Source organism: Sphingomonas sp. Leaf339, assembly GCF_001426195.1.
In the GTDB taxonomy this organism is placed as follows: Bacteria; Pseudomonadota; Alphaproteobacteria; order Sphingomonadales; family Sphingomonadaceae; genus Sphingomonas.
The window spans coordinates 259,346-282,491 of record NZ_LMRS01000012.1 but is presented as its reverse complement, the minus strand read 5'-3'; the positions used below and the strand labels follow the sequence as shown (position 1 = coordinate 282,491).

20 protein-coding genes are annotated in these 23,146 nt (G+C 64.6%); 11 read left to right on the top strand and 9 right to left on the bottom strand.

The window, feature by feature from the left end; all coding sequences use genetic code 11:
• Positions 1-11 precede the first annotated feature (11 nt).
• Together ASG67_RS08155 and ASG67_RS08150 are read left to right on the top strand one after the other, a co-directional pair.
• The gene (locus ASG67_RS08155) at positions 12-3,188 is read left to right on the top strand and encodes a glycoside hydrolase family 2 TIM barrel-domain containing protein (protein WP_056528111.1); all 3,177 of its coding nucleotides are present in this window, start codon (positions 12-14) and stop codon (positions 3,186-3,188) included.
• A gap of 26 nt (positions 3,189-3,214) precedes the next feature.
• On the top strand, positions 3,215-4,549 hold the full coding sequence (locus tag ASG67_RS08150) for a family 43 glycosylhydrolase (protein WP_056528108.1): 1,335 nt from the start codon (positions 3,215-3,217) through the stop codon (positions 4,547-4,549).
• A gap of 52 nt (positions 4,550-4,601) precedes the next feature.
• Here ASG67_RS08150 and ASG67_RS08145 read toward each other — a convergent pair whose 3' ends face one another.
• From ASG67_RS08145 to ASG67_RS08115, 7 genes are all read right to left on the bottom strand, one after another.
• Entirely contained in the window at positions 4,602-5,576 is a 975-nt protein-coding gene (locus ASG67_RS08145; RefSeq protein ID WP_235535112.1) for an FAD:protein FMN transferase, read from the bottom strand.
• Positions 5,577-5,586: 10 nt separating this feature from the next.
• Positions 5,587-6,426: a DUF4198 domain-containing protein gene (locus ASG67_RS08140; protein ID WP_056528104.1), complete on the bottom strand. Its 840-nt coding sequence runs from the start codon at positions 6,424-6,426 to the stop codon at positions 5,587-5,589.
• Positions 6,427-6,465: 39 nt separating this feature from the next.
• On the bottom strand, positions 6,466-6,945 hold the full coding sequence (locus tag ASG67_RS08135; protein WP_056528101.1) for a DUF2271 domain-containing protein: 480 nt from the start codon (positions 6,943-6,945) through the stop codon (positions 6,466-6,468).
• Positions 6,946-6,956: 11 nt separating this feature from the next.
• Positions 6,957-7,610, bottom strand: coding sequence for a PepSY-associated TM helix domain-containing protein (locus tag ASG67_RS08130; protein WP_235535111.1), 654 nt, complete (start codon positions 7,608-7,610; stop codon positions 6,957-6,959).
• 80 nt (positions 7,611-7,690) lie between these two features.
• On the bottom strand, positions 7,691-8,878 hold the full coding sequence (locus tag ASG67_RS08125) for a glutathionylspermidine synthase family protein (protein WP_056528094.1): 1,188 nt from the start codon (positions 8,876-8,878) through the stop codon (positions 7,691-7,693).
• 3 nt (positions 8,879-8,881) lie between these two features.
• Positions 8,882-9,628 carry a PspA/IM30 family protein gene (locus ASG67_RS08120; RefSeq protein WP_056528091.1) on the bottom strand — a complete coding sequence of 249 codons (747 nt, stop codon included), beginning with the start codon at positions 9,626-9,628 and terminating at the stop codon, positions 8,882-8,884.
• A gap of 12 nt (positions 9,629-9,640) precedes the next feature.
• Positions 9,641-10,075, bottom strand: a complete 435-nt coding sequence (locus ASG67_RS08115; RefSeq protein WP_056528088.1) for a YjfI family protein — start codon at positions 10,073-10,075, stop codon at positions 9,641-9,643.
• 179 nt (positions 10,076-10,254) lie between these two features.
• Between ASG67_RS08115 and ASG67_RS08110 the strand changes: the two genes are divergently transcribed.
• From ASG67_RS08110 to ASG67_RS08100, 3 genes are read left to right on the top strand one after another with little or no spacing between them, the layout of a single operon-like run.
• Positions 10,255-10,893, top strand: coding sequence for a DUF2491 family protein (locus tag ASG67_RS08110; RefSeq protein WP_056529100.1), 639 nt, complete (start codon positions 10,255-10,257; stop codon positions 10,891-10,893).
• Positions 10,894-10,906: 13 nt separating this feature from the next.
• On the top strand, positions 10,907-11,323 hold the full coding sequence (locus ASG67_RS08105) for a DUF350 domain-containing protein (RefSeq protein ID WP_056528085.1): 417 nt from the start codon (positions 10,907-10,909) through the stop codon (positions 11,321-11,323).
• A gap of 14 nt (positions 11,324-11,337) precedes the next feature.
• Complete coding sequence (locus ASG67_RS08100; RefSeq protein WP_156460711.1) at positions 11,338-11,982, top strand: DUF1190 domain-containing protein; 645 nt, start codon at positions 11,338-11,340, stop codon at positions 11,980-11,982.
• 16 nt (positions 11,983-11,998) lie between these two features.
• On the opposite strand, the gene ASG67_RS08095 is transcribed toward ASG67_RS08100, so the two are convergent.
• Positions 11,999-12,628: a helix-turn-helix domain-containing protein gene (locus ASG67_RS08095; RefSeq protein ID WP_056528079.1), complete on the bottom strand. Its 630-nt coding sequence runs from the start codon at positions 12,626-12,628 to the stop codon at positions 11,999-12,001.
• A 420-nt stretch (positions 12,629-13,048) separates the two neighbouring features.
• On the opposite strand from ASG67_RS08095, the gene ASG67_RS08090 reads away from it, so the two are divergent.
• From ASG67_RS08090 to ASG67_RS08075, 4 genes are all read left to right on the top strand, one after another.
• Positions 13,049-13,594: a hypothetical protein gene (locus ASG67_RS08090; RefSeq protein ID WP_056528076.1), complete on the top strand. Its 546-nt coding sequence runs from the start codon at positions 13,049-13,051 to the stop codon at positions 13,592-13,594.
• A 71-nt stretch (positions 13,595-13,665) separates the two neighbouring features.
• Positions 13,666-14,403: a hypothetical protein gene (locus ASG67_RS08085; RefSeq protein ID WP_056528073.1), complete on the top strand. Its 738-nt coding sequence runs from the start codon at positions 13,666-13,668 to the stop codon at positions 14,401-14,403.
• 3 nt (positions 14,404-14,406) lie between these two features.
• Positions 14,407-16,902: a hypothetical protein gene (locus ASG67_RS08080; RefSeq protein ID WP_056528069.1), complete on the top strand. Its 2,496-nt coding sequence runs from the start codon at positions 14,407-14,409 to the stop codon at positions 16,900-16,902.
• Positions 16,874-17,785 (top strand): hypothetical protein, encoded by a 912-nt coding sequence (locus ASG67_RS08075; protein WP_156460710.1) that lies wholly within the window; start codon positions 16,874-16,876, stop codon positions 17,783-17,785. The genes ASG67_RS08080 and ASG67_RS08075 overlap by 29 nt, the downstream gene beginning before the upstream one ends.
• Here ASG67_RS08075 and ASG67_RS08070 read toward each other — a convergent pair.
• Positions 17,772-19,277, bottom strand: a complete 1,506-nt coding sequence (locus ASG67_RS08070) for a glycerol-3-phosphate dehydrogenase (RefSeq protein ID WP_056528063.1) — start codon at positions 19,275-19,277, stop codon at positions 17,772-17,774. The genes ASG67_RS08075 and ASG67_RS08070 overlap by 14 nt on opposite strands.
• Before the next feature lie 71 nt (positions 19,278-19,348).
• On the opposite strand from ASG67_RS08070, the gene glpK reads away from it, so the two are divergent.
• Both glpK and ASG67_RS08060 read left to right on the top strand, forming a co-directional pair.
• Positions 19,349-20,836, top strand: coding sequence for a glycerol kinase GlpK (gene glpK, locus ASG67_RS08065; RefSeq protein ID WP_056528060.1), 1,488 nt, complete (start codon positions 19,349-19,351; stop codon positions 20,834-20,836).
• Positions 20,837-20,989: 153 nt separating this feature from the next.
• Positions 20,990-23,146, top strand: coding sequence for a TonB-dependent receptor (locus ASG67_RS08060; RefSeq protein WP_056528057.1), 2,157 nt, complete (start codon positions 20,990-20,992; stop codon positions 23,144-23,146).

Sequence of the window (23,146 nt, the reverse complement as noted above, 5' to 3'; positions counted from 1 at the left end):
CGATCGGGGTAATGGCCGCAAGCGCCAGCGCGCAGGAAGCGCCGCGGGTCCAACCGGTACAGGTCGATCCTGCCCGGCCGGACTGGGAGAACCCGGCGGTTTACGCGCGCGGCAAGATGCCGGCCCGATCGACGGGCTTTCCATTCGAAAGTCGCGAACGGGCGATCGCGGGCCATCGTACTCAATCGAACCGCTTCGTCAGCCTGAACGGCCAATGGAAGTTCGCGTTTTCGCCGTCGTCCGATGCCGTGCCGGCCGGGTTCGAACGGCCGGACTATGACGTATCCGCCTGGAAGGAGATCAAGGTTCCCGCGGATTGGCAGACCGAAGGGTATGACCAGCCCCGTTACAACAACATCACCTATCCGTTTCCTGCCAATCGCCCGCTGATCCCGCATGCGACCAATCCGGTCGGCTCCTATCGTCGCGACGTCGATGTGCCGGCCGGCTGGACGGGCGAGGACGTGATCCTGCACATCGGCGCGGCCGGTTCCGCCTATGAGGTATGGGTCAACGGCCAAAAGGTCGGTTACTCCGAAGATTCGAAGCTGCCCTCGGAATTCGACGTCACGCGGTTCGTGAAGCCCGGCCGGAACATGGTCGCGATCCAGATCCATCGCTGGTCGGACGGCAGCTATCTGGAGGATCAGGACTTCTGGCGCGTATCGGGTATCGAGCGCGAAGTGTTCCTGATGGCGGCGCCGAAGACCCGCGTCCGCGACGTCTTCGCGCATGCCAGCCTCGATCGCACCTATCGGGATGGTACGCTGTCCACCGATATCGCGGTGACGCCATCGGGTACACCCATGACCGCGCGGATGACGCTGATGGACGGGCAGCGCGAGCTGCTGACCAAAGAGGCGCGCGTAGCGGCGGGCAAGAACGAACGGACGGTAACGCTGGCCGCGGTGGTGCCGGGGGTCAGGCCGTGGTCGGCCGAGACGCCCAATCTCTATACGTTGATGGTCGAATTGCTCGATGCGGACGGCAAGGTGGTGCAGGCCACTCCGCAGAAGATCGGGTTCCGCACGGTTGAGATGCGGAATGGCCGGGTCTCGGTGAACGGCCGCCCCATCGTGATCCGCGGTGTGAACCGGCACGAACATGATCCGGAAACCTTCCACGTCATCTCGCTGGAATCGATGAAGCGCGATATCGAGTTGATGAAGCGCAACAACATCAATGCCGTGCGCACATCGCATTACCCCAACGACCCGCGCTGGTATTCACTCGCCGACGAATATGGCCTGTACGTGATGGACGAGGCCAACATCGAGAGCCACGCGTACATGGAATACGGGAACAATCACCCGGAGTTGCGTTCCAAATTCCAGGTCGGGTTCGACCCCGCCTGGGAAGGCGCGCACGTGTCGCGCGTCACCAACATGGTCGAACGCGACAAGAACCATCCATCGATCATCTTCTGGTCGCTCGGCAACGAAGCCGGCATTGGACCGAATTTCGAAAAGGCAGCCGCCGCGATCCGCAAGCGCGATCCGGGCCGGTTGATCTCGTATCTGGGCTGGGGAACGCTGGATTGGGACCATCACCCCAATCCTTTCGTCGATATCTATGCGCCGATGTACGACGATATCGAAAAGATGGTCGATTGGGCCAATGATCCCACCCGCACGCAACCGATGATCCAATGCGAATATGCCCATATGCAGGGCAATTCGGGTGGCAACTTCAAGGATTACTGGGACACCATCTACAAATACGACAAGCTTCAGGGTGGCTTCATCTGGGACTGGGTCGATCAGTCGATGTACCGCACCGACAAGAACGGCAAACGCTATTGGGGCGATGGCGGGCAATATGGTCCAAACCCCGGTGGTGATATCGAATTCGGCGACGGCCTGAACCAACCCGACCGGACGCCCAACCCGCATCTGTATGAAGTGCAGAAGGTCTACTCCCCGGTTCAGTTTGAAGGCTTCGACCCAGCGACCGGCCGCGTGACGGTGCGCAATCGCCACGACTTCCGCGACCTGTCCGGATTCGCCTTTGATTGGGTGGTTGAGGAGGATGGCGTCGCAATGGCGCAGGGACCACTACCCGCGCTCGCCACGGCCGCACGGGCGACCGAGATGGTGACGGTGCCGATGCCGGCATTTGCCCGCAAGCCGGGTGCCGAGTATTTCGTAACGGTGCGTGCGCGCGCGAAGGAGGGCGCCATCCCCGCGGTACCGGCGGGTTATACGATCGGATGGGAACAGTTTGCCCTGGCCGCGACGCCGAAACCCGCAGTGCTGCGCGGGGGCAACGTCGCCGTGCGCGACGCTGCTGGCGTGGCGACCCTGTCGGCCGGCGGTACGACGCTGACGATCGATCGCGGGACCGGGCTCGTCAGGAGTTATGCCCGTGGCGGCACGACGCTGGTCACCGGCGGCGCACCCAATTTCTGGCGGGCGGAGACGGATAACGACACGCTGACCGGCACCATCAAAACGATGGCTCCGTGGAAGGCGATGACGGATGAGCGCCAGGTGCGCAGCATCACGGTGCGCAGCGTCGATGGCGGGGCGGGCGAGATCCGCGTCGATCACGAACTGGGCGCGGGTGCGGCGCGGTTCGTGACGACCTACACGATGGCGGGCGATGGATCGGTCGCGGTGGCCGGCGAATTGACACCGCTGAAGGATGATCTGCCAGCGCCGATCAGGGTCGGCCTTTCCTATGCGATGCCGACGACCATGAAGACGGTCGAATGGTATGGCCGGGGACCGCATGAAAGCTATGTTGATCGCAAGACATCGGCACCGATCGGCTTGTGGCGTGGTGCGATTGCCGAACAGAACCACGATTACATGCGGCCGCAGGATACCGGCAACAAGGTCGATGTTCGCTGGATGGAAGTGAGCGGGGCGGGGCGGGGCCTTCGCGTGGTCGGTGACGCGCCATTGATGATGACCGCGCTCGCCTTCCCCTACAGCGACCTCTATCGCCGTCCGGAAGGAACGTGGAAGAGCAGCGATATCGTGCCGCATGGCCAGGTGTCGCTGTTGGTCGATGCTGCGCAATGGGGCGTTGGAGGTGATACCGGATGGAGCCTGGTCGGCCAGCCGCACATGAAATACCGGACGAAGCTGGAGCCGATCCGCGTCGCCTTCCGCCTCAATCCGTTCAGTGGTGATGGAACGACCCCTGACAAGGCACGACCGGCGCGTGCGACCGAGGTCCAGTGAACCGGCGCCTTTTAGCGGCTACGCTGATGGCGACATCGTCGCTGCTGATCGCGGCGGAGAGGCCGGCGCCTGCATGGGACAGCGGCGGCGATCGTAACCCGTTGCTGCCCGGGTACTTCGCCGATCCCTCCATCGTCCGCGATGGAGGCCGGTGGTACATCTACGCCACGATCGATCCCTGGGGGGATGATCGGCTGGGGATGTGGCAATCGGACAATGGTCGCGATTGGACGTTCTCGACGCCCGACTGGCCCACTAAGGCGGCCGCGACCAGCCCGACCTCCGGCGATGCAAAGGTATGGGCACCGTCGGTCGTGAAAGCGTCCAATGGCCGTTGGTACATGTATGTGTCGGTCGGCAACGAGGTGTGGGTCGGCACCGCGCCGTCGCCGGCCGGTCCGTGGCGCGACGCTCATGCGGGTAAACCGCTGATCGCGAAGACGTTCGATCCCCGTTACCATATGATCGATGCCGAAGCGTTCATCGACAGCGACGGTCAAGCCTATCTCTACTGGGGATCGGGCTGGAACTGGAGGAACGGCCATTGCTTCGCCGTCAAGCTGAAGCCCGACATGGTGACGTTCGATGGCATCCCGCGTGACGTGACGCCGGCCAACTACTTCGAGGGCCCGTTCATGGTGAAACAGGGCAATCACTACCTGCTGACCTACAGTGACGGCAACACCACCAAGGACACGTACAAGGTTCGCTACGCGATCGGCGACACGCCGTTCGGGCCATTCCGCGAGGGGCGGGGCAGCCCGATCCTATCGACCGATGCGGAAAAGTCGATCATCAGCCCCGGCCATCATGCGGTGTTCCGGTCGGGCGGGCGGCCATACATCCTCTATCACCGGCAGGGCCTGCCGTTCACCCCCTCCGGCAACGCGGTATTGCGGCAGGTGGCGGTCGATCCGCTCACGATCGCGGCCGACGGTACGATCGCGACGGTCGTCCCGTCGCATGGTGGTGACGTAGTAGGCTTTGCCAAAGCGCGGACGACCGGCCTGCGATGGACGGCATCGGGCAAGGGTGCCGACGCCATGCACGGGCCAGAGCGCGCGGCCGATGATAACTATGCTACGTTCTGGCGGTCGGTGCCGGGCGAGCCCGGGGTGTTGGTCGCTGATCTGGGCCGCACGCGTTCGTTACGCGAAAGCCGGTTTCGGATGGAGTTCGCTAACCGACCCTACACGCTGAAGATCGAGCGATCCGATGACGGCGCACGATGGTTGCCCTTGGCCGATGCGAAATCGGTATCGGGTTCGCCCATCACAGTCGTCCATCGCACGAGCGCACGATATTTGCGCCTGACGACCGGGCCGGAAGAAACTGGTATGTGGGAGTGGTCGATCTTCTGAGGCACGAATAACGATGGCCGGATCGCCAAACCGACTCGGCCCCGTTTGGCGATCAACAGTCCAACGCCGCCATCAGCGCGGGGGTCAGAAACTCCTGAACGACACCATCGACCACGGTGACAAGCCGGGCGGCAATATCAGCGTGGTGGGCCATCGTCAGGCCGTCGACGGGTCCTGCCACGGTCAGTGCCGTCGCCCATGCGTCCGCCGCCAGCGCCGTCGCATGGATGACGCTGGCGGACACTACGCCGCTGGTAATCGGCCGGCCGGTGCGCGGATCGATTGTGTGCGCGCCGCGGCGATAATCGCCCGATGTCGCCACCGCCATCCCGTGGAGAGCGATGCGGAGCGGCTGCACGGACAGTCCCGGCGGTGCTTCCAGATCGACCCACCAAGGATCGCCATCCGGCCGAATACCTCGCCCGACCAACTCGCCGCCGATCTCGACCAGCGCGTTCAGGATGCCAAGCGTCTGCAATAGATCGGCAACGACATCGACCGCATGGCCCTTGGCGATCCCCGACAGATCGAGCGACACCTCGCCCGGTTGGTGCAGATGCCGACCGACCGGATCAAAGGTCAGGCGCTGCCAACCCGACCGCTCACGCGCCGCCTCGATCGTCGCGGCATCGGGCCGGCCCGCTGACGCCACAGGGCCGAAGCCCCAGCAATCGACCAACCGCCCGATCGCCGGATCGAACGCCCCGCCTGTGGTTTCAGCGATGGCGAGCCCCTGGTGCATAACCCGCGCGAAATCAGGGGGCAGGGTCGTCCATGTCCCGGCCGGAGACCGGTTGAAGCGGGACAGCAACGAGTCAGGCGTCCAGTGGCTCATCTCCGCGATCAGGCTCGCCAGCCGGCGAACGATCGCAAGGCGGACGACGTCAGGATCGCAATGACGTGGCGCGGCGAACTGGACGCGCCACGTCGTCCCCATCGTCTCACCATCCAGCGCCACCACCTTTGCCGCTGGGTCACGTCCAGCAAACGCCGCTGGATCAATGATCGGCGGCAAGGCGATCCTCATGCGCGCTGGCTCACGGCGTGAGCACTTCCAGCGTCGTGACATAGGACATCCGGCGCTCCTTCGCGCGCGGCAGACTGGTCTTCGCGTCGGTCAGCGTGGCATTCAGCCAGTACATGCCGGCAGTCGCCCAATCGACATTCACCACCCCGTCCGCACCGGCGGTCAGTTCCCGCGCGCCCTCGTCGTTGCGATACCGCTTCCCACCAGGGATTACCGTGACTTTCAGTCCGGCGGCCGGCTTGCCGTCGACCAGGAAGCGGAATTTGGCGGTTTGCCCCGCGACGAGCTCGTCGGGATGCGTCACCGGATCGAACTCCAGTCCCTTACCGGTCGGCTTCAAGACGGTCGTCGTAGGTTCGCCCGCTGTGACGAAGATTTCATTGCGCCCCGATACCTCCGTCAGCGCGACGTCAGTGGCGTTGGCGGGAATGTCGGCGACGGTCAGCGGTGCCGGCTGGCCGGGGCGCGGCGGGCCGCCCCGACCGCCGACGCGCTTCTCGACGCCTTCCACCTTGAAGCTGCCCATTACGGACGAAATCTGCGTCCCGATCTTCCATGTTCCGGTCTTGTCGAGCTTCACGTCGAACACCGATCGATAGCGCCCGGTCGCGCCATTCTCCAGCTTGCCCTCGCTGCCATCCGGTTGCCAGACCTTCACGCCATCCAACCGCAACGGCTGGTGATCGAAGAAGAACAGGTCGTTCGACACCGCCGCATCCACCGTCACCCATCCGTCCGTTCCCGACAGCACCGTCGCGGACGGGAGCATCCACATACGATGCGCAGACAGCGTCGCGGGGATCGACACCAGCGCAGCGGCAACCAACAGACGAGTGGCGAAGGGTTTCATGCGATGATCCTTGTTGTCGACGGGTACGGATAAGGCCGGTCAGCGGGCAGCGATGGTGATGGCGCCGAGCTCGGTTTTTCCCGAACCCCGACCGGCCATGACGGGTACCGTCAAGGGTACGCTCACCAACTCGCGACCACCCGTTTCACGCGCCGCCTCGACGTTCAGGACGTAACTGCCGGGCTTCAGGTTGGTGGGCAGCGGGATGCTGTACTGACCGGGCGCACGGGTCGCGCCGCTGATGCCATCGGCCGGCATCGCCATGCTGCGCCCGCCCTTGCGCCACCACGCACGCAGGTCCGCCAGCCATTTGGTGCCGGGTTCGTTGCCCTGCTTCTTCACGTCATACCAAACCGCCAGCGTGCGAGCCGCGCCGCCGCCGGCCGGCTCCAACCAGATCGCGACATATGGGCGGTGGTATTCGGCCACCGTCAGACGCGGGATCGTGACGTTGACCGTACCGGCAGCGGCGGGCGCCGCGATGGCGCCACCCAACAGGAAAAAGGCGGTGGAGCGCATGGACGAACCTCTCAATGGATGAACAGGATGGCGAGCAGCATGGGAACGACGAGCCCGATCGCGACCATCGGCCAGGTCAGCGGCCGATGGCGGGCATGAAGCTGCAACAGCAACAGGCCCGTAAGCGTGAACAGGATGCAGGCGCCGGCAAAGATGTCGATGAACCATGCCCACGCCGCGCCGGCGTTTCGGCCCTTGTGCAGGTCGTTCAGGTACGACACCCAACCGCGATCGGTGGTTTCGGCGGTGATACGGCCGGTATTGCGATCGATGCTGACCCATGCGTCGCCGCCCGGCCGGGGCAGCGCGACATAGGCATCGGTATCCGACCACTCGACCGGACGCCCCGTCGGATCGAGGCCCACCGCCTTTGCCACGCTGCCGGCAACGGCACCGGGCAGGGGAGCGTCCGCCGTCCGTTGCGTGCGTAGCGTTTCCAGCAATGTTGCCGGAAGCATCCCGCTCTTCTCGACGACGACGGGCTTCGCATCGATCGTTTGCGCATGGTTCAGGGTGATGCCGGTGATGGCGAACAGCATCATCCCGATCAGCGACAACGCCGCGCTGATCCAATGCCAACTATGTAACTGCTTCAACCACCAACCACGCCACTTGCGCTTCCGTTTCGCCTGCGCGGCCATCGCGAGTGGTGGAGCCTGACTCATCGATCCCGCGTATCGCCTCCGGTCGACTTCGGCAAGGCTAATGCGAATGGATAGCAAATCGTTCGCAGGCTGTCCTTGGCCTATGCCAGCGCTTGCGATCCGTTTGACAGGATGACGTGGGGTACGTACCGCGCGAGGTCGCGGGTGATGGCGCCATCGTCCTCGCGAACCGACATCGCCACCGGTTCGTCGCCGACGATCCAAGAACCGATGACGGCGTGCTGGCCATCGAAGACGGGCAGGGGCGACAGCGCCTGCACGATCCGGCCTTCCTCGCCATAACCACCATCCGGGCCGCGGGTAGAGGCGGGGCCGTCGACGATCTGGATATCCCAGCCTTCGCGCGAGAACAGCGGCTTCACGACATGACGGTCGCCGATTGCCGCCAGCGCAGCAATATCGTCGGCGAAGGCGGCGGGAAGAAGGTTGGGGTGGCCGGGGTGGCGTTCCCACAGCAGCGGCAGGATGCCCTTGTTCGACAGGATCACCTTCCATGCCGGTTCCAGGAATTGCGTGCGCGTGACGCCGAGATGCACCGCATAGGGTTCACGCAGCATATCCTCCCACGGATAGAGCTTGAACAGGGCGGCGATCAGCGTGTCGTCGTCATCGACCAGCTGCCCGTCCGCATCGACCCCGATCCGGTCGATCGCCACGAATTGCGGGTCGAGCCCGGCCTGCCGCGCGACATCCTCCAGATAACGGACGGTCTGGCGATCCTCGACATGATCGGCGACGCTGGCGAAGTGGATCAGGCTGCCGGGGGTGAAGAGCGCGCCGAACCGGGCGACGAGGGCATCGTGCAGGCGGTTATACTGGTCGGCCCCCGCCGGCAGCGTCGCATCGGCGATGCGATCCTCCAGCCATTGCCATTGAAACAGCGCGGTTTCGTAGATGCTGGTGGGCGTGTCGGCGTTATACTCGAGCAGCTTGGCGGGGCCGGTGCCATCGTACGCGAAATCGAACCGGCCATAGAGCGACGGTGCGCCTGCCCGCCACGATGCCGCCACCCGGTCGCGCATCGCATCGGGAATCGCGAGCCGGTGCATCAGCGCGTCGCTGCCGACGACCTCACCGACCAGATCGAGACACAGCGCGTGGATGTCGCCGCTCGGATGCTCGATCCCCGACTCCACCTCGTCCAGCGTGAACCGGTAATAGGCGCGTTCCTCCCAATAGCGTTCGCCATCCAGATGATGGAAGGTAAAGCCCATCGCGCGGGCGGTTTCCTCCCAATCCGGCCGTTCGCCGGTGACGACGCGCTCCACCCGCTATTCCCGCGGTAACGCCTTGGGATCGGCCGATCCGTCGGACAATCGCAGCGAATCCTTTGCTGGCGGTGCCGACAGGCGGGCGAGGATATCGTCGGCGCTCGACGATCCTGGCAACAGGCCGGCGGCCTTCAGCTTGGAATCGAGATCGGCACCCGACCGCATATCCTCCAACTCGGCGGCGGCGCGAAACTTCTCGCCCTGAATCGCCTGACGCTCCTTCATGCGTTGCAGGCTCTCGGCGGCAGACCCCAGTTGCGACAGCGTGCCGCCATAATTGCCGGCGACTGCGGCCTGTGCCTTCTGCACGCTTTCGTTGGCGCGGACGACGTCGACCTCACGGCGCAGCGCCTCGATCTTGGTGTCGCCGGACTGGATGATGCCGCGCATCCGGTCCTCGGCACCGCGCATCTCCTCGATCTGCGGGGTCTTGGCGGACAGGTCGGCCTCGATCGTCGCCAGCCGCTCGGCGACCTGACGGGCGAGGTCCATGTCGCCGCGCTGCATGGCGGCGCGCGCCGATGCCTCGTACTTCTCGCGCTGCGCCGTGAAGCCCTCGACATCCTTTTCGACCATCCGGCGGCGGGCGGTAAGCGTCGCGAGATCGTCGCGCGCCTTCGCCTGCGCAATGCCGGCATCGCGGATCTGCTGGTCGAGGATCGTCATCGCGCGCGCATCGACGATCGACTGGCCGGTTTCATGCGCGCTGCCGCGCACCAGGGTGACAAGCTGTTTCCACATCGACATCGATAGCTTCCTTCAGGCGGCGAATTCGGCGCGCAGATCGGCGGCGGCGGAGAGCGCATTGTCCGCCAGCACGGTGAGTTCGAGCAGGATAAGGCGCAGGCTCGATTCGATCGAAAGCTCGCCGATCAGCTCGTAATAATCGCGCCCGTCGATTTCGGTGATCGCGAAGTTCGACAGCGGCACCAGCTTCTGCGCCTTCAGCAGGAACCGGTTGAACGCATCGGCATCGGGCTGTTCGTCGACCGGCCACAACAGCGTCGAGACGACGATCTGTTCGCCCGAGCAACTGACGAAGATCGCCAGATCGCCATGATGGTGCATCCTGACGTGCAGGACGGGATCGACCGGCCCGACGCTTTCCGCGGTCAGCGTGTCGGCGAGGTCGGGCGTGGATAGCGCGGCGGCAAGATCAGCCACCGTCCAGGCGCGCGGTGTACCGTCACTCAACGTCCGTCTCCTTGGGCGTTCCGCCGCGGCGGTGCGGCTTGACACCCCAAGCATAAGCCCGCAGCGTTTGGCAAGCCGGTGCCGCGGCGATGCGACGATGTGTTCAGCGTGGTGGCATGGTTCTGGCGATACGCAGGACATTCTGGCAATGGCGGCGAAACGCGACAACGGATGACGGCATGATCTTGGGGCGACTGTTCGGTGGTGGAGAACGGGCGCCCGCCCGCGCGATCGCGGTGGTGCGCAACATCACGATCGGGCGGACGGTGGTGCTCGATCCGCTGGCGTGGCGGCGACTGTCCGGCGGCGCCTTCACGCTCGAACGCGACACGCTGGAGATCACCGCTCAGGGTGTGATCCGGCTTGACGATGGCAGCCATGTGCATCGTTTCTACACCGACGACGATCTGATGGTGCAGGCGGTCAGCCAGTCGGCGGATGGATCGGATGCCGACGACTTCACGCTGTTCCGCCCCTGGACGTCGTCCTACCCGGTCGATCGCGCGGATGCCGAGAATTTCCGCGACCGGCTGAAACAGACGAGCTGGTCGGAATTCGGCCTGCCGAAATTCCAGCGCTTCTGGTATCCCGGCGACGATCGACCGCAGCCGCCGGTCGAATTGTGGGAAGCGGTTTATTACGAACGCGATGGTGATCCCGTCCGCCAGATCCGGCAAGCCTGCATGCTCTACTCCCGCGATCTGGCGCCCGAGGGGCAGGAATTGCTGCTGGCGCTGGCGATGCAGCCGGAGGGTGGCGACCTGACGCATGAGATCATGATCGGGCTGCCCTTGCTGCCCACCGAATTCAGTACCTGAGGGGAAAGCGACGATGTGGCTCGATTATGGCAGCTTTGTCGAAGGCGCCGTGCACTTCGTGGTGGCGTTCGGGATCGCCTGTGTGCTGCTGGCGGTCTTCAAATGGGCGTATCAGATATCGACGCCCTATGACGAGCGGACGCTGGTGGCGGCCGGTAACGTCGCCGCGGCGACAGCGCTGGGCGGCGCGATCGTCGGCTTCGCGCTGCCGCTGGCATCGGCCCTGACGCAGACCGGCAATCCGGTCGAGTTCGCGGCGTGGGGCGTGCTGGCCGGGGTGATCCAGATACTGGCGTCGCTGGTCGTCCGCCGTTTCGTCGTCCGCGACATGGTCAGCCGGATCGAGGGCGGCAACGTCGCCAGCGGCGTGTATCTGGCGGCGACGTCGGTCGCGGTCGGGCTGCTCAACGCCGCCAGCATGACCTATTGAACGAGGCGAACGTCATGACCGATCCCATGATCCGCCCACGCAAGCGCTCCATCACCGCCGGCCTGTCCGCCGCCGGGGCGCTGGCGATGTTGTCCGGGTGCGATGCGCAGCCCGATAACGACCAGATCTCGCGCGAGAAATACGGCGCCCCGACCGAGGTCGCCGCGTTCAACAGCCTGGCCGAATGCAAGTCGAGCGGTGCCTTTGCCGCCGCCACCTGCGAAGACGCTGCGAAGACCGCCGCGGCTGAGGACGGCAAGGCGGCGCCGCGCTATGCCGAACAGAAACTGTGCGAGGATCAGTTCGGTGACGGCAACTGCGCGGTACGTCAGGAAGGTGGCCAGAGCTTCTTCACGCCGCTATTGACCGGCTTCATGATCGGTCAGCTGTTGAACGGCGGCGGCTATCGCTACAACGGCCTGTACCGCGACCGGCGGGAGGGGACGTACTACACCGGCTCCGGCGCGTGGCTCTACAATGGCGGCTATGGCGGCCGTGGTTATGGATATCAGGTCGGATCGCGGGCGGTCACGGCGCCGGTCACGACGCAGCGTATCCAGACGCGCAGCTCGGTCGTGTCGCGCGGGGGATTCGGCGGGCGGGTGTCTGCGCGGTCGGGTGGCTGGGGTGGCGGTGGCGGGCGGTCATTCGGCGGCTGATCCTCGCTCCGGCGGGTTAGCGTTCGACCAGATACAGGACCTTGTTGAACAGGGGCTCGCGTGAGGACACGTCCAGCTTTTCGTAGATGTGCCGGATGTGGACACGCACGGTGCCAAGCGAGATCATCAACAGCCAGCTGACTTCGTTGGCGGTGTTGCCGCTGACCAGGCATTCCAGGATGCGGCGTTCCATCGTGGTCAGGTGAAACGTATCGCGCAGTACTTCGTCGGAAAAGCCGATGCCGTGTGCGGACGATCGCATCGAGATGCCGGTGAAGCATCTGGCGGTGGTGCCGATGTTGATCGCGGTCAGCAGGACGTAATGATCGTCGTTCGCGCCGATGCACATCGATGCGGGGACTTGCCTCGGTTTCGACTGGTCGATCATCGTCAGGTAGCGTTTGGTGATCGTCTTGCTGGAGAAGGTCAGTCGACCGCTGTCGCGCGACATGATGTTGTGATCGTCGATGATCCGGTTGGCCGCGTCATTGATCCAAACAATCGACAGTTCCTGATCGACGATGAAGCGCGCTCGAAGGTCATATTGCGCCCATGCGCATAGTGGTTCCAGGCTTGCGTTACGAGAAGCAAGTTCTTCGTACATGATATAGCTCTCCCCGCCGTCACCAGCGTGGGTGACGGTCATTGTTGCGGCGATGTGATAAGCCCCACGTCGAATGTTTGGAAATTATGCAGCGTGCCCGGTGTCGTCAATCCGATCTTATCGGCAGTCACTTCTGACAGGATAATAACAAATGCTTGTTGGCCAGATGATCTGCACTCTTGTCGAAATGGCAAGGACAACAAAGATCACTTTCTAATCGTCCCAAAACGGGATTTGCCCGCTAACGATCTTCTGAGACGAACAGCGGTCGACTCGCCTTGTCTGCACCTCGGCGTGCTGTCGAGAGACCTAATCATGATTGCTTAGTCATGATGGAAGGCGCGCGTCGATGTGCCCGGTCATATCGTGGCGCCGACTCCAGAACTGGTTCGCCATCGCGGGGGTCGCACCGGCACCTGCGCCGCTTCGCAGGCAGTTCGTCACGCAAAAAAGGGATTTGTCATGAACCGTCTTTTCCTCCTCGGCTCCGCTGCTCTGGGCCTTGCCACCGTCGCCAGCCCGGCGATGGCAGAATCGCTGAACGTCACCGGCACGGTCGCGCCATATTGCAACGTCAACCTCGCCAACGTGTCCAGCGGCACCGCATCGATCGCGATGGTCGGCACGCAACAGGTCGCCAACCTCCGCCTCTCGTGCAACGCCGCATCGGGCACCAAGCTCGTCGTCTCGGTGAAGAACGGCGATCTGCTGAGCAACGCGAACGGCCGCATCAATTACGGCCTCGAACTGAAATCACCGCAGGATGCCAGCTTCGTGATCGCCGAGCATGACACCGATCCGGTGGGTGGCGAGAACAACCTGTTCTTCACCCGGTCGCGCAGCGGATACACCCAGGCGGTGGCAACCGGCATTCCGCTGGAACTGTGGCTGAACATGAACGTCGCGGTCGATCAGAACCAAGCTCCGGGCTCGACGAACTTCCCGGCCAATGCTGCCCCTGCCGGTAACTACGTCGAGGTGTTCTCGTTCACGGCAACCTCTGTCTGAACGGGAATACCGACGGGGCTGCCGGCCAGCAGCCCCGTCATTTTCGAGGGGATTTGTTGGGGGTAGCGACGATGCGTTTGTTGAAGGGGGCGGCTTCGATCGCCGCGACGATGGGGTGCAGCCAGGTCTCCGCCCAGGGTTATCAGGTCCAGCCGATGCTGGCGACGATCGAGCCGTCGGGCGCGAATGCGCGCCTGACCATGTCGATCAAGAATACCGGCGCGGTGCCGATCACGCTAGAGATGATCCCGTTTCGCGCCACCGTCGACGAGGCCGGTACGCCGACCCGCGTCGACGAGGAGAAGGACGTGATGGTCTATCCCGCGCAGACGGCGATCGAACCGGGGAAGGAGCAGACCGTGCAGGTGCGCTACATCGGCGATCCGGCATTGGCGATGGCGCGGATGTACGGCGTGCGGGTGTCGCAATTGCCGCTGAACATCGGCAACGGGACTACGACATCCTCGGGTGCCGCGACCGACGTGAAGGTCAGCTTCAATTTCCTGTCACATATCATCGTATCGCCGCCGGCCGCCAAGTCCGCGTTGACGTTGCAGGAGGCGGGGCGGGCGGCCAATGGCGATTTGATGCTGCGCATCGACAATGGCGGCAAGGGCGTGTCGATGATGAACGCGGCGAAGCTGACACTGACGGATGCCGCGGGCAAATCGGTGACGCTGGACGCCGACCACATCAACATCGGCAACTTCTCCGCGTTCATGCCGGGGCAGGTCCGCAGGGCGACGATCGCGTCGAAGGATGTCGCGGGCCTTAGCGGGTCGATCAAGCCAACACTTTCCGATCAGTGATGTATGTCGCGCCTGCGCCAGCCAGCCGATGGCGACCTGTCGCGGATGGCGGTCTGCTGCGCGTTGGCGGCCGCCCAGATGGCGGCACCCGCCACAGCGCAGGTCCAGGTGGCCATGATCGATCAGCCCCAACCACAGGGCGGCGCATCGCCGCTCGGTCGGATCAAACCGGTGCGCACACCGCTCGAAGTGTCGCTGAAGCTTAACGGCAAGTTCCTGGGGACGATCAGCACTGCTGTCGATGTGAAGGGTGACGGCGAGATCGATGCGCGGCGTCTGCTGGCACTGATCGCGCCGGTGATCGAACGCCGGATGCTGACCGAACTGGAGGCACGGATCGCCGGTCGAGCGCGAGTGGATTTTACCGAGCTCGACATCCCCGGCCTGACGATCCGGTTCGACAGTCTGGCGCTGGAGGTCGCCGCCGCGCTGGCCCCTGATGCCACGCTGCCCGCCGCGCTCCGCCTGCAGCCGCAGCTCGATGTGCCGGTGCCGTCCAGCTATGTCCCGGCCGCACCCTTTGCGGCCGGCGTCAACGTCGCGGCGACTCAGCGTTACGTGCATGGCGGACCGGCGGGCGGCTTCGCCCGCGTGCGTGCCGACCTGAACGGCATCGCCAATATCGGCGGCTTCGGTGGTGTGACGCTGACCGGTGGTACGAGCTACGATGGCGAGCGGTGGCGGCGGCGGGAAATCCGCGCGACGCGTGACAGTTTCGATCAGGCGCTGCGCATGACGGTCGGCGAGTTCACGCCCAGTTCGACCTCGTTCCAGGGATCGGGGCGTATCCTGGGCATCGGCATCGAGCGGGCATACTCCACGATCCGACCGTTCCAGAATACGCGCCCGATCGGCCGGCGTGACTTCACGCTGGAACGGGCATCCATTGTCGACGTGATCGTCAATCAGATCCGGGTGCAGACGATCCGGCTGGAAGCAGGACGCTATGACATCGGCGACTTCCCGCTCGCAACCGGCCCCAATCAGGTCCAACTGGTCGTCGAGGATGTCGGCGGACGGCGCGAGATCGTCGATTTCAATGTCTTCAACAGCAGCAGCCTGTTGACCCGCGGCACGACCGAGTTCGGCGTATCGGCCGGCATCCGCGATCGCGGACGCTTTCAATACGGCCTGTCGCCAGCGGCGACCGGCTACGCCTATCACGGCCTGTCGGACACGCTGACGGTCGGCATGGATGGGCAATCGACCAGCAGGGCCGGGCAGATCGGCGGCGTGGTCGTGGTGGGCAATCGGCTCGGCTTCGTCCAGGTCGAGGGGGCGGCCAGCATAAATTATCGGCGCGGCGGCATGGGCTATGCCGCATCGGTCGATTACCGCGGCGACTTCTCGTTGCGCGAGGCCAGCGATCTGCGCGTCAACGCATCGGCGATCTATCGCAGCGTGTCGTTTCAGGATGCCTTCGCCCGCGAGGTGCGCAATTCGCAGGCGCTGCAGACCGCAGCGTTGGTCCAGTGGCAGGCGCCGTTCAGCGTCAGCCTGGGCATCGGCGGCGGCTATACGAAGGTGCGAAATCCCGGCTTCGATGTACGGCGGATCGACCTGTCGCTGGGGCGGAGTTTTGGCCGGTTCGGCCTGAACATGACGGCGACGCGGACCATGTCGCGGGATCCGCGCAGCGACGAGGACCGGATCGCAGTCGGCCTGTCGCTGCGGCTCGGTCGGCGGGATTACGCCGATGCGCGATACGATAGCAGTCGGGGACGGACTGAGGTGGAGGTCAGCCGCACGGGCGAGGGGCGGTTGGGCGAGGTCAGCGGCGCGGTGCGCTACACCCGCGATCGTGGCGAAACGGCGGCGTCCGGCCGGCTGGCCTATGTCAACAACCGGTTCGATCTGGTCGTGAATCACAACCGGCTGGAGACTGCCGGGCCAGACGGACGCACATCGAACACCTCCGACTGGAATCTGCGGTCGTTCATCGGTTTTGCCGGCGGCACGTTTGCGCTCGGCCGATCGGTCGATGATGCGTTCGTGATCGCGCCACTGCACGACACGCTGTCCGGGTCGACGGCGCAGATCATGTCGGGTGACCGGGTGATCGCGCGGTCCGGCTGGTTCGGGCCGGCGTTGGTGCCAGTCAACCGCGCCTATGGGGTCGGGCGATACGACGTGAAGGTCGATCCGTTGCCCGACGGATATGATCTGGGGGCGGGCAGCATCGAGATATTCCCCGGTTACGGATCGGGGTATCGCAGCATGATCGGCAGCGACGCATCGCGGATCGCGGTCGGCGTGCTGGCGTCTGCGGACGGTCCGCTGGCGCTGGCGACGGGAACGATCGTGCCTGTCGATGCGGCACTGGCCAAGGGGTGGAAAGAGCGCGGCTTTTTCACGAACCGCGCCGGTCGCTTCGTGGCGGATCGACTGGCGCCCGGCCGGTATCGGCTGATGGTCGCAGACCGGCCGCCCGTCGAGTTCGAGATCAAGGCCAAATCGAAGGGTATCGTCGATGTCGGCGTCTTGCATCTCGGTCGCTAGCCGTTTCCTGATGGTGTTGTTCGCCCTGATGCTGGCGACCGGGCCGGCTGCGGCGTGCGACGTGACACTGGTCGGCGCCGGTACGACGATACGGCTGGATTACGATGCATTCGCCTTTTCGCGTACCGTCGGGCGCCAGAATTTCGAGCTGGAGAACCGTGACGAGGACGCCTGCACCATTGATCTGGTCTTGTTGAATGCGGAGCGGTTGCCGGTCGGTGATGCCGTGATCCCCGATACTGACGTCCGCGTCACGTTTTCTTCCCGTGCCGGCAGCGCGGCAGTCGCCACGACCGCGACACCCGGCATCTGGCGGATCACCATGGCCGGCAACGAACGGATGACGGTGCCGCTGGAGGCGCTGGTGACGCAGGACGCGGTGCCAGAGGCGGGCGACCACGCGCTCGATCTGATGCTGGAGGTGCGCGATATCGGCGCACCGGCGACGAACACCGCGCCGGCACCGGTGCGCGTCCAGCTATTCGCGGTGCCGCGCGCGCAGATGAACATCGCTGGGGCGGCGGGTACGTTCGGAGAAGGGTCGACGGTATCGCATATCGACTTTGGCATCCTGGCCAGCGATGCAACGCGCAGCGTCTTTCTGCAGGTGCGGGCCAACACCACCGCCAGGCTGACGATCGACTCCGCGCATCGCGGCCGATTGCTGTTGAAGGACAAGCCGGACGGCGACGAGGGCTTTTCCTATCAGGCCCGGCTGCGCGGCGAGGAGATCGACCTGACCCGCCATTGGGAACAGGTGATCGAAGCACCTCGGTCGGTCGCCGGCACCTCCATGCCCCTGGAACTGAGGCTTGGCACGATCGGCCCGCATGTCGCGGGCGATTATGAAGATGTACTGACGCTGGAGATCAGCGCGCTGTAATCGTGTGGGTATCGAGCCAGGCGGTGATCCGGGCCGCCGTATCCGCCGGAACGTGCAGACCGAGCTTGCTGCGGCGGAACAATATGTCCTCCGCCGTTCGTGCCCACTCGCTGGCGATGAGGTAATCGAGTTCGGCGCGGGTCAGGCCGGCGCCGAAATCCTCACCGAGATCGGCGTCGATGCTTGCCTCCCCCAGTATGTCGCTGACCCGCGTGCCATAGGCCCGTGCCAGCCGATGAAGGATTGACGGCGACAGATGCGGTCGCTCGCGCTTCAGATCTGCGACGAAGCGGTCGAAATCGGCATCGGCTATGTCGCCGCCGGGCAGCGGCAAGTCGGCGGTCCACGCGCCCGGCATGTTGGGAAAGAATGGCTTCAGGTCGCGCATCGCGTGTTCGGCGAGCTTGCGATAGGTGGTGATCTTGCCGCCGAAGATGCTCAGCATCGGTAATCCGCCGTCATCGACGTCGAGATCGAACGCATAGTCGCGCGTCACTGCCGACGCATTGCCGGCCCGATCGTCATGCAAAGGACGTATGCCGGCGAAGCTCCAGATGATATCGCCTGCCGCGATCTGATCCGCGAAATACCGGTTTGCCGTCGCCAGCAGATACGCCGTTTCCTCCGCATCGATCGACGCCCTGGCGGGCGGGCCATGCCACGGTTGGTCGGTGGTGCCGATCAGCGTGAAGCGGCCTTCATAGGGGATGGCGAAGACGATGCGGCGGTCGGGGTTCTGCAACATGAAGGCGTGGTCGCCGTCATAGAGTTTCGGCACGACGATATGGCTGCCCTTCACCAGCCGGACGCCGTGATCGCTATCCAGTCCCGCCACGCGGCCGATCACGTCCGCCACCCACGGCCCCGCCGCGTTCACCAGCGCGCGCGCCTTCACCCGGTGCTCACCCGCCGCGTCCGCAATTGTCGCCTGCCAATGATCGCCGTGGCGCCTCGCGCGGGCGAGGCGGGTGCGCGTCCGGATGTCCGCGCCGCGCTCGGCGGCGTCCAGCGCATTCAGGACGACGAGGCGGCTGTCCTCTACCCAGCAGTCCGAATAGACGAAGGCGGTGCCGTGGGGATCGCTCAAACCGTGACCCAGCGCGGAGCGATCAAGCGCGACGGTCTCGGTGCCGGGCAATCGGTCGCGTCCGCCGAGATGGTCGTAGAGGAACAGGCCGAGCCGGACCATCCAGCCGGGGCGGGGCGACTGCGCCTGTGGCAGAACGAAGCGCAGCGGCCAGATGATATGGGGTGCCATCCGCCATAACCGCTCACGCTCGATCAGCGCCTCGCGCACCAGCCGGAATTCGCCATATTCCAGATAGCGCAGGCCACCGTGGATCAGCTTGGTGGAGGCTGACGAGGTATGTCCGGCGAGATCGTCCTGCTCGACCAACAGCACAGAAAGCCCGCGCCCGGCTGCATCGCGCGCGATGCCGGCGCCGTTGATGCCGCCGCCGACGATGAGCAGATCATAGGTCACCGGGTGCACTGGTACCGCATCATCGGCTAGACCGGAAGCAGGGCGCCGGACGGGCGCCGTCAACGGCGGAGAGGATCGGCATGGCCGCGACGCATATCCTGGCAATCGATCAGGGAACGACCTCTACCCGCAGCATCGTCTTCGACGCCGATGCGCGACGGGTATCGATCGCGCAGCGCGAGTTCGCGCAGCATTATCCGGAACCCGGCTGGGTGGAGCATGACCCGGAGGATATCTGGCGCGACACGCTCGCCACCGCGCGGGAGGCGATCGCGGCGAGCGGCGTGGGCGCCAGCGGTATCGCCGGCATCGGCATCACCAACCAGCGCGAGACGGTGGTGGTGTGGGACCGCGCGACGGGCGAGCCGATCCACCGCGCGATCGTGTGGCAGGATCGACGGACGGCGCCGCGCTGTCGGCAACTGAAGGAGGATGGGGCGGAGGCCATGGTGCGGGCGCGAACCGGCCTGCTGCTGGATCCGTATTTTTCCGCCACCAAGATCGCGTGGATCCTCGATCATGTCGGCGATGCGCGCGACAGGGCGGCGCGGGGCGACCTGGCGTTCGGTACGATCGACAGTTTCCTGCTGTGGCGGCTGACCGGCGGCTCGGTACACGCGACCGACGTGACCAATGCGTCGCGAACGCTGTTGTGGGACATCCATCGGGGTTGCTGGGACGAGGAATTGTGCCGGTTGCTGGACGTGCCGATGGCGATGCTGCCGGCGGTGCACGACAATGCGCATATCTATGGCCATACCGCGCCCGGCCTGTTCGACGCGTCGATCCCGATCGCGGGGATCGCGGGCGACCAGCAGGCGGCGTTGTTCGGGCAAGCGTGCTTCGCGCGCGGGATGGTCAAGTCCACCTATGGCACCGGGTGCTTCATGCTGATGAACACCGGCGACGAAGCAATCACTTCGGATGATCGCCTACTGACCACGCCCGCCTATCGGCTGGATGGGCTGACGACCTATGCGCTGGAGGGATCGATCTTCGTGGCGGGGGCAGCGGTGAAGTGGCTGCGCGACGGGATCGGCGTTATCACCCATGCGCGCGAGACCGACGACATGGCGACACAGGTGCCGGACAGCCACGGCGTCTACATGGTGCCGGCCTTCGCGGGGCTGGGTGCGCCGCACTGGGACCCCGATGCGCGCGGCGCGATCTTTGGCCTGACGCTGGGCGCGACGCAGGCGCATCTGGCGCGCGCGGCGCTGGAGGCGGTCGGGTATCAGACGATGGACCTGATCAAGGCGATGATCGCCGACAGCGGGGTGCGACCGGCGACGGTGCGCGTCGATGGCGGCATGGCGGCGAATGACTGGCTGTGCGCGTTTCTCGCCGACCTGCTCGACGTGCCAGTCGAGCGCCCGGCGGACCTGGAGACGACCGCGCGGGGGGCGGCGTTCCATGCGGGGCTGGCGACGGGCATCTGGTCCGGCCTGCCGGCGATCGAGGCGCTGTGGTCGCGCGACCGGTCGTTCACACCGGCGATGGAAGATGAGCGTCGGACGCGGCTCGTCAGCGGCTGGCGGGATGCGTTGCGACGGACGCTGAGTACGTAACAGCTCGGGTCATTCGAGCGGCATGAGGATGCCGGCGACTGACCGTCGCTTGAGGAAGGAACAACCTCCTTCGGCAAGGCACGCCGCATACCGTGCGAACGATTTGCATTAGCGTCTCGGTATGCGTAGGGATGCCCTCATTCGGGGGACAACATGCGTTTTGGGCTTTTCACTATCCTTGCTTTGCCGGTCATCGGTTCGGCGACGCCGGCCCTGGCGCGGGAGATCGTCGCTCCGATAGCGGATGATGCCGACGATCGGCGTACGGAGACAACCGATGAGATCGTTGTCAGTGCAACCCGCAGCATCCTCCCGCCCAATGCGCTGCCGATAACGATCGACGTGATCGATCGTGCCGCGCTGGATCAGCAGGTTGCGATCGGGGGTTCGGTGGTCGATGCCGTCTCTAACCTGACACCGTCATTCTCCCCGACCCGGCAAAAGCTGTCAGGCGCGGGCGAGACGCTGCGCGGACGCTCACCACTATATGCGATCAACGGTATTCCGCAGTCGACGCCGCTACGCGATGGATCGCGCGACGGCTTCACGATCGATCCGTTCTTCGTCGACCGGGTCGAGTTGATCTACGGATCCAACGCATTGCAGGGCATCGGCGGCACCGGCGGGATCGTTAATCAGGTGACGGTGCAACCGCCACGTGCCGAAGGTCTGTCGGGCCGCGCGCTGGCTCAAGGGACGAGCGATACCGGTTTCAACGGCGACGGTCATGGCGGCAAGGTTGCCGGCCTGCTCGCGTGGAAATCGGGACGGTTCGACGTGATGGCAGGCGGCGCATACGACAGGCGGGGGGCGTTCTATGACGGCCACGGCAACCGCGTAGGCACCGATTTGACTCAGGGCGAGACACAGGATTCGCGGAGCTGGTCGGCGTTTGCGCGCGCCGGCTATGCGCTGACCGATACAGCGCGGATCGACCTGATCGCCAACCGTTTCGAACTGAAGGGCGGCGGCAATTATATTGCCAGCAACGGCAATTTCCGAAACAACCTGCCGACGACGTCGGTGCGGGGCACGCCGCCGGGTAATCCTGCCAAAAACAGGACCGAGGGCATCGCGCTGTCGCTGACCGATCCAAATCTATGGGGCGGCAATCTGGTAACCCAGATATTCTTCAACCGGTCGCGCGATACGTTCGGCGGAGAGGTGGCACCGATCGCAACGTTTCAGGACGCTAGGCTCGCGCCGGTCGGCACGCTGTTCGATCAATCGCAGAACAGATCGCGCAAATATGGCGGCAAGTTCAGTTACGAGCGCGGTATTCCCGGCTTCGACGCGCTGACCGCGACGCTGGGGTTCGATGCGCTGTACGATCGCACCGAACAACGCCTGATCGCGACCGATCGCGTCTGGGTGCCGCCCGCCGATTTCCGCAGCTTCGCGCCGTTCGGGCAGGTCAATCTCGCCTTGTTCGACAAGGTCGTACGGTTGGCGGGCGGCGCGCGGTATGAAAATGTGAAGATCGTCATCGACGATTACACGACACTTGCTTCATATGGTCGTCACGCGGTGGCGGGCGGCAGCCCCAGCTTTGGCAAGACGCTGCTGAATGGCGGTGTCATCGTCGAACCGGTCCCCGGCATCAGGGCTTATGGCAGCTACGCACAGGGATACACCGTGCCGGATGTCGGCCGCATTTCCCGGGCGATCAATCGCGACGGCGTCGATCTCGATACCTATGTCGATATCGCGCCCGTCGTGTCGAACAATCGCGAACTCGGTGTCGAGGTGAAGCAGGGGCCGATGAACGCGAGCGCGACCTATTTCTTGTCGACCAGCACGCGCGGACAAGTGCTGGTGTTCATCGGCGGCGCCTATGAAGCGCAACGCCAGCGCGTTGAAATTCAGGGGATAGAGATCAATCTGGCGGTGCAGTTGCCGCTGCCGGGCCTGAATTTCTCGACTGGGTTCGCGCATCTGGTCGGGCGGACGGACTCGAATGACGACGGCAGGGTCGATATCGATCTGGACGGCGCAAATATTTCGCCCGATCGTCTCAATCTCGCTGCCAGCTTCATCCGCGGCAACCTGTCTGCGCGCGTGCAACAGCAATTCTATCTCGCGCGCAAATATGTCGGGCTGCCCGCCGCAAACGACTTTGGCGGTTACAACATTACTGACGCGTCTATCCGCTATGCTCTGCCGATCGGGGCGCTGACGTTAAGCGCGCAAAATATCTTCGACCATTTTTATATTGATTATTACAGCGATACGGTGCGCCCGACGGATAACGCGCATTTCTTTTCGGGGCGCGGGCGTAATTTCACGCTCGGCTGGGACGTTCGTTTTTAA

Coding starts and splice junctions, on each gene's coding strand:
- ASG67_RS08155 (WP_056528111.1), top strand. CDS start 12: ATGGCCGCAAGCGCCAGCGCGCAGGAAGCGCCGCGGGTCCAACCGGTA.
- ASG67_RS08150 (WP_056528108.1), top strand. CDS start 3,215: ATGGCGACATCGTCGCTGCTGATCGCGGCGGAGAGGCCGGCGCCTGCA.
- ASG67_RS08145 (WP_235535112.1), bottom strand. CDS start 5,576: ATGAGGATCGCCTTGCCGCCGATCATTGATCCAGCGGCGTTTGCTGGA.
- ASG67_RS08140 (WP_056528104.1), bottom strand. CDS start 6,426: ATGAAACCCTTCGCCACTCGTCTGTTGGTTGCCGCTGCGCTGGTGTCG.
- ASG67_RS08135 (WP_056528101.1), bottom strand. CDS start 6,945: ATGCGCTCCACCGCCTTTTTCCTGTTGGGTGGCGCCATCGCGGCGCCC.
- ASG67_RS08130 (WP_235535111.1), bottom strand. CDS start 7,610: ATGAGTCAGGCTCCACCACTCGCGATGGCCGCGCAGGCGAAACGGAAG.
- ASG67_RS08120 (WP_056528091.1), bottom strand. CDS start 9,628: ATGTCGATGTGGAAACAGCTTGTCACCCTGGTGCGCGGCAGCGCGCAT.
- ASG67_RS08110 (WP_056529100.1), top strand. CDS start 10,255: ATGATCTTGGGGCGACTGTTCGGTGGTGGAGAACGGGCGCCCGCCCGC.
- ASG67_RS08105 (WP_056528085.1), top strand. CDS start 10,907: ATGTGGCTCGATTATGGCAGCTTTGTCGAAGGCGCCGTGCACTTCGTG.
- ASG67_RS08100 (WP_156460711.1), top strand. CDS start 11,338: ATGACCGATCCCATGATCCGCCCACGCAAGCGCTCCATCACCGCCGGC.
- ASG67_RS08095 (WP_056528079.1), bottom strand. CDS start 12,628: ATGACCGTCACCCACGCTGGTGACGGCGGGGAGAGCTATATCATGTAC.
- ASG67_RS08090 (WP_056528076.1), top strand. CDS start 13,049: ATGAACCGTCTTTTCCTCCTCGGCTCCGCTGCTCTGGGCCTTGCCACC.
- ASG67_RS08085 (WP_056528073.1), top strand. CDS start 13,666: ATGCGTTTGTTGAAGGGGGCGGCTTCGATCGCCGCGACGATGGGGTGC.
- ASG67_RS08080 (WP_056528069.1), top strand. CDS start 14,407: ATGTCGCGCCTGCGCCAGCCAGCCGATGGCGACCTGTCGCGGATGGCG.
- ASG67_RS08075 (WP_156460710.1), top strand. CDS start 16,874: ATGTCGGCGTCTTGCATCTCGGTCGCTAGCCGTTTCCTGATGGTGTTG.
- glpK (WP_056528060.1), top strand. CDS start 19,349: ATGGCCGCGACGCATATCCTGGCAATCGATCAGGGAACGACCTCTACC.
- ASG67_RS08060 (WP_056528057.1), top strand. CDS start 20,990: ATGCGTTTTGGGCTTTTCACTATCCTTGCTTTGCCGGTCATCGGTTCG.